This window comes from Falsihalocynthiibacter sp. BN13B15, assembly GCF_041205415.1.
Lineage (GTDB): Bacteria > Pseudomonadota > Alphaproteobacteria > Rhodobacterales > Rhodobacteraceae > Falsihalocynthiibacter > Falsihalocynthiibacter arcticus.
Genome location: NZ_JBGFCE010000083.1, coordinates 1 through 531, shown reverse-complemented (window position 1 = coordinate 531; position 531 = coordinate 1). Strand labels below are relative to the sequence as shown.

General features: G+C 53.1%; 1 protein-coding gene. It reads left to right on the top strand.

The genetic code is table 11. The annotated features are described in order from the left end of the window. Positions 1-531, top strand: a 531-nt coding sequence (locus AB9F26_RS22260) for an efflux RND transporter permease subunit (RefSeq protein WP_369769128.1), incomplete at both ends; no start/stop codon positions are given.

Below are 531 nucleotides of genomic sequence, written 5' to 3'. Positions count from 1 at the left end.
TAGTCGCATTGAAGGCGTGGGCGGCACACAGGTTTTCGGGGCAAAATATGCCATGCGGATTTGGCTTGATCCTTCCAAACTTGCCGCCTTCGACATGACGCCCTCCGATGTGGTCGCTTCTGTTTCGTCGCAAAACGCGCAGATTTCTGCAGGCTCTTTCGGCTCGCTTCCTTCGCTAGACGGTCAGGCCTTTACGGCAACAATCACTGCGCAATCCCTGTTGGAAACGCCCGAAGATTTCCGCAACATTATTCTGAGATCAGAAGGCGATGGAGGACTTGTGTTGCTCGAAGATGTGGCCCGTGTCGAGATTGGTGCGGAAAACTACATGGCTATCGCGCAGTTTAACGGCAACCCTGCCTCTGGGATGGCCGTCCAACTTGCACCGGGGGCCAACGCGCTTGATACATCGGAACTCGTCCGCGAGAAGATCGAGGAATATGCGGAATTTTTCCCCGAAGGCATGACCTATGTCATTCCTTATGACACCACGCCGTTCGTTGAAATCTCGATCCATGAAGTACAAAAAAC